Below are 4,528 nucleotides of genomic sequence, written 5' to 3'. Positions count from 1 at the left end.
GCGCTCGGCGTGCACGGCCAGCTCGGCCCGCGCCGCCTCGATGACCCGGTCCGGGTCGGGCGGCCCGATGTCGAGGTCGGCGCCGCCCGGGATGTTGCGCGCCATCCGCGCCAGCAGCCGCCCGGCATCGGACTCCGGCTCCGTGTCCACGCCGAGGCCCGTGCCCATCCGCTCGGCCACGGCCACGGCGCAGGTCAGGAAATGGACGCGAGGGCTGAGCGGGCCGACCATCCGCCGCTCCAGCGGCCACGTGCTCACCGCGAGCAGGCCGCGGGCAGGGGAGAGGCGGTCGGTCAGGGCCGCGCAGAGGTAGTAGGGCCGGGCGTACGGGGAGGAGGCGAACGAGCGCTCCTCGTCGCGCCGCAGGCTGGTGAGCTGGGCGCCGCGCAGGCCGCCGCCGAAGAACGCCTCACGCACGGCGGCGATCAGCCGTGGCTGGGCCGGCACGCCGAGCAGGGTGAGCACCTGGTGCGTCTGCTCCCGCACGGTGACGAGCCGCAACCCACCCCCGCCGGCTCGACGCCGCCCTCCGGCGACGCCGCCGCGCCCCGCCGCCGCGCCTTCCTCGCCGGATGATGCGCGTTCGCCGTCCCGCGGCCTGAGGGGCGCACCGGCCCGCTCGCCCTCGCCCGCTTCCGGCGCGGAGCCGTTCCCGAGGCCGCCCGGGGCGTCGCGCGGGGAAGCGAGAGCGCCGGGGGTGTCGCGCAGGGAAACGGGGTCATCCGAGGCGCCGCCCGGGACGGCAGGGGCGTCGCGGAGGAAGGCGGGACCATGCGAGGCGCCGCCCAAGACGGCGGGGGCGTCGCCCCGGGAGGTGGCCGGGGTGTCGTCAGGGGAGGCGGGGCCGAGGGTGCCGGCGACCAGGGTGTCCCAGGCGCGTTCGGCGGTGCGGAGGTCGGCGCGGAGCCCGCGGGCGGTGGCCGTGTCGCGGGCTCGCATGGCGCGGCGCACCCCGGCGCGCAGCTCGTCGATCCGCCGTTCGAGATCGTCCAGCCGGTCACCCATGGCGCGAGCGTAACAGTAGTTCCAGTAATTCCCAGTAATTTCCCGAAATCTCAGGAAATCTACGCCGTAAAGGCGGCCGGTCGGGCCGCCACCCACGTCCGGTCCTCCGTCAGGAACCGTCCCAGCCGCAGCCCGGCGGACTCCAGAGCCCGCGCCAGATCCTCGTCCGACAGCCGCCACGACGTGAACGACTGCGTCCACTCCTTGTCGCCCGCCGTGTACCGCATGGTCGCCGCGTAACGTCCCGGCTCGGGCTGTTGCAGGGCGGCGAGCTCCACGGTGACGCCGTCTCCGGACCTGCCCTGTCCCACCCGCCAGGCGTCCTGCAACTCCGCCGGCATCCACTGGATGAGCACGTGCCCCTCCGGCGCCACGTGCCGGGCGCACGCCTCCAGCAGCCCGCGCCGGCCCTGCTCGTCCGTGGTCTGCACGAGGTGCGAGGCCAGCAGGACGGTGTCGAAGCGCCGCTCCAGCCGCAGCTCGTCGATGCGGGCCCGCACGGTCCGCGCCCCGCGTACGTGCGCGAGCATCTCCGCCGACTCGTCCACGGCCACGACCTCGTAGCCCCGCTCGACCAGCGGGTGGGTCATCCGCCCCGTGCCGCAGCCCAGCTCCAGGATCGAGCCTCCTTCCGGGGTCACCGCGGCGACGATCTCCGGCTCTCCGCGTGACTTCTGCGCCGCGTAGAACTCCACGGGCGAGCCGTCGGGGGTGATGGGTCCGGACCCGGTGCCGCTGTTCGGTGTGATCGTCATGTTGTCGACACTAGCCACCGAGATGCTGACCGATGAGCTACCAGCCACTCAGAGGGCGGTTTCGGGAGTGGATGTCCTTCCCTCCGTTGAGTAGTCCCGGCCGAGGGGTGAGGGTGTGGTGGACGGCGGGGCCGATCCGGCGGCCGACAAGCAGGCCGGCGTCGCGGAGGACGGCGGTGTGCCGGCTGGCCGGGGGCAGGGATCCCAAGCTTGCGCGCGATCTCGGTGGTCGTGGCGGCGTCGGCGACGGTTTCGAGTACCGCGGTGCGCGTGCGGCCGAGCGGGACCTGCGGCACCCGCCCGCCCCCGCCGGGCGGGGCCCATGCCCCGGGCGCCTGGCCGTTCGGCGAGATCGACGCCCTCGTCGGAAGCGGCCCCTGACCATATCGAAATATTCCTTGACACGAATATTCGCTCTGGTGAATACTTCCGGCCATGGACGCAATCCTCGCCGCACTGGCCGACCCGGCCCGCTGGCGGCTCGTGGGCCTGCTGGCCGAGCGGCCCCGGCCGGTCGGCGTTCTGGCTCAGCTCGCCGAGGCGCGCCAGCCGCAGACCACCAAGCACCTGCAGGCCCTTGAGCGTGCCGGCGTCGTCAGCTCCCAGCGCTCCGGCCAGCGCCGCGTCTACGCGCTCCGGACCGCCCCCCTGCGGGAGCTGGCGGCTGCGCTCACCCGGCTGGCCGACACCGCGGACCAGGCCGGCGGTTCACGCGAGACCTATGACCGCTACGAGCTCAGCCTTCACGCAGAGCGGCTCGCCGCCAAGGAGGCGGGGTGGGCCGACGGCCGCTCGTTCACGTTCCACCGGTCGCTGACAGCGGACCCGGAAGAGGTCTGGCGCCACCTGACCGAGGCCTCCCTGCTCGCCCGCTGGTGGACGCCGGCCGACCTGCGCGTCTCCGAGCTCATCTTCGAGGCGCGACCGGGTGGGCGGATCGTCCATGAGTACCGCGACGCCGAGGACGTCGACGGCTCCGACCTGGTCGCCGGGCGCGCCCAGGGAACGGTCGACGACGTGCGCCCCGGCGAGCGCCTGGCCTACCGGCTCTCCCCCCAGCTTCCCGACGGCAGCCTCGCCTTCACCGCCCACCTCGACCTGAACCTCCGGCCCAACGGCGCCGGCACCGACCTCAACGTCCACTTCCAGATCACCGACAGCACCGTCGACTCCGCGGACTTCATCGCAGGCATCGAGATCGGCTTCGGCCAGAGCCTCGACAAGCTCGCGGCGACCTTCGCCGCGGATACGCACAACACCGAGCGCGACACTCATACAAGGAGCACCAAATGACGAACTCGACCGGCCGCAGGGTGACCGCGAACCTGAACCTCACCCTCGACGGGCGTTACAACGGTCCAGGCGGGCCCAGCGATTTCGCCGCGTTCGCCCCCTATGTGACCAGCGAGGTCGCGCGGAACCACATGGGCGGCATCTGGGAGAGTGCGACGACGGCACTGCTCGGCCGACTCAACGCGGAGGGATTCATGGGCTACTGGACGCCGGTCGCCGAAGACGAGAACGCCGACCCGCGTGATCGCGGATACGCCAAGTGGCTGGTCGGCACAGAAAAGGTCGTCTTTTCGACCACCTTGACCGAGGCGCCCTGGGAACGCACCCGCGTCGTGAACGCCCCCGCCGCCGACGTCGTTGCCGACCTCAAGGCCACTGGCGAGGGCGACATCCTCGTCAACAGCAGCGCGAGCATCATCAAGCCGCTCCTGTCGGCAGACCTGCTCGACCGGCTCTACCTCATGATCTTCCCCGAGATCGCCGGGGGTGGGCAGCGACTGTTCGACGATGGCCTGCCGGCTTCGAAGTGGATGCTCACCCACCAGCAAAGCGGCGAACTGGGCGAGATCGCCATGGTCTACGACCGAGTCCGTTAAGAACGCGCCTTCGATCCGTCGGTGATCCACGTGCGGATCAGGCCGCCTGGGTCGAGCCGGGCCGATGTCAGGTCCAGGCCCGGGCGGCCTTCCTGCGGGTGAGTCTCCGGCTCATGAAAGTGATCTTCAGGGTGAGGCGCAGGAAACGGCGGGCCCACTCCACCAGCGTCCCGGCGTAGGCGCTGTCGCCCCAGACCAAGGTGAGCCGCGGGCGCAGCATCCGCAGCCGGGCCGGCACCTCCCGGGCGGCGTCGCGCTCGGGCTGCCCGGCTGGCGTGACCATCACCGTCATGAGCAGGCCGACCGTGTCACACGACCACGTGACGCTTCCTGTACGACACCTTCTCCCCGGCATCATAGGAGCGGGAACGCCCGGTGACGGCGGCCGCGGCGAGGCGGGGAGGGCTGGATCGGTTCGCGCTCCAGCGCCAGATCGCCGAGCTGGAAGGGGGAACGGGTTCGAAGCTCGGCCGGCTCCCGAGCGCGGGTGACGATCTGCTCGTAGCGCTCCTGGGTGACGTGCCCGATCAGGGTCGGCATGGTCCGCTCTCCCTGCGCACGAGACGTACGGGACAACGGCGGGATGCGGACCACCAACACGGCCATAAGCCACGAGATGCTGACCAGTGGGACACTTACCGCCGCGCGACACTGACCACCGCGAACCGCCGAACCGCCCCGCACGCGGCCTCGGCGCGCGACCATGGTGCCGTGCCGCTGCGTCGAGTGATCGGGACCGTGGCGGGGCTGATCGCCCTGCCGGTCGTGTACTACCTGACCGAGGCGGGCGCCCGCGCGCTGCGGGACGCCTACACGTCGTTCGCCCCGGGGCCCGCCGGGTTCGGGCTGCTCGCGGCCGTCGCGGTGGTCGCCGCGCTG

Annotated in this window: 7 protein-coding genes; 3 read left to right on the top strand and 4 right to left on the bottom strand. The window is 72.3% G+C overall.

Annotated features, from left to right (window positions below):
• On the bottom strand, positions 1-1,005 hold a 1,005-nt coding region (locus AB0H81_RS43930), incomplete at its 3' end, for a hypothetical protein (protein WP_358388195.1).
• Between the two features lie 59 nt (positions 1,006-1,064).
• The gene (locus tag AB0H81_RS43925) at positions 1,065-1,760 is read right to left on the bottom strand and encodes a class I SAM-dependent methyltransferase (protein ID WP_358388192.1); all 696 of its coding nucleotides are present in this window, start codon (positions 1,758-1,760) and stop codon (positions 1,065-1,067) included.
• Positions 1,761-1,970: 210 nt separating this feature from the next.
• Here AB0H81_RS43925 and AB0H81_RS43920 point away from each other — a divergent pair, with 210 nt between their 5' ends.
• Genes AB0H81_RS43920 through AB0H81_RS43910 form a run of 3 tightly spaced genes read left to right on the top strand, consistent with a single transcriptional unit; the run spans position 1,971 to position 3,649 of the window.
• Positions 1,971-2,141 (top strand): hypothetical protein, encoded by a 171-nt coding sequence (locus tag AB0H81_RS43920; RefSeq protein ID WP_358388189.1) that lies wholly within the window; start codon positions 1,971-1,973, stop codon positions 2,139-2,141.
• Between the two features lie 54 nt (positions 2,142-2,195).
• On the top strand, positions 2,196-3,053 hold the full coding sequence (locus tag AB0H81_RS43915) for a metalloregulator ArsR/SmtB family transcription factor (RefSeq protein WP_358388186.1): 858 nt from the start codon (positions 2,196-2,198) through the stop codon (positions 3,051-3,053).
• Positions 3,050-3,649, top strand: a complete 600-nt coding sequence (locus AB0H81_RS43910; RefSeq protein WP_358388183.1) for a dihydrofolate reductase family protein — start codon at positions 3,050-3,052, stop codon at positions 3,647-3,649. Before AB0H81_RS43915 ends, AB0H81_RS43910 begins: the two co-directional genes overlap by 4 nt.
• 67 nt (positions 3,650-3,716) lie before the next feature.
• Here AB0H81_RS43910 and AB0H81_RS43905 read toward each other — a convergent pair whose 3' ends face one another.
• Positions 3,717-3,941, bottom strand: a complete 225-nt coding sequence (locus AB0H81_RS43905) for a hypothetical protein (protein ID WP_358388181.1) — start codon at positions 3,939-3,941, stop codon at positions 3,717-3,719.
• Positions 3,942-4,003: 62 nt separating this feature from the next.
• Entirely contained in the window at positions 4,004-4,189 is a 186-nt protein-coding gene (locus AB0H81_RS43900; protein ID WP_358388178.1) for a hypothetical protein, read from the bottom strand.
• Positions 4,190-4,528 lie beyond the last annotated feature (339 nt).

It is taken from the genome of Nonomuraea sp. NPDC050691 (assembly GCF_040654455.1).
GTDB lineage: Bacteria > Actinomycetota > Actinomycetes > Streptosporangiales > Streptosporangiaceae > Nonomuraea.
The sequence above is the reverse complement of the archived record's forward strand: the minus strand, read 5'-3'. Positions and strand labels throughout refer to the sequence as shown.

Coding starts and splice junctions, on each gene's coding strand:
- AB0H81_RS43910 (WP_358388183.1), top strand. CDS start 3,050: ATGACGAACTCGACCGGCCGCAGGGTGACCGCGAACCTGAACCTCACC.
- AB0H81_RS43905 (WP_358388181.1), bottom strand. CDS start 3,941: ATGACGGTGATGGTCACGCCAGCCGGGCAGCCCGAGCGCGACGCCGCC.
- AB0H81_RS43915 (WP_358388186.1), top strand. CDS start 2,196: ATGGACGCAATCCTCGCCGCACTGGCCGACCCGGCCCGCTGGCGGCTC.
- AB0H81_RS43900 (WP_358388178.1), bottom strand. CDS start 4,189: ATGCCGACCCTGATCGGGCACGTCACCCAGGAGCGCTACGAGCAGATC.
- AB0H81_RS43925 (WP_358388192.1), bottom strand. CDS start 1,760: ATGACGATCACACCGAACAGCGGCACCGGGTCCGGACCCATCACCCCC.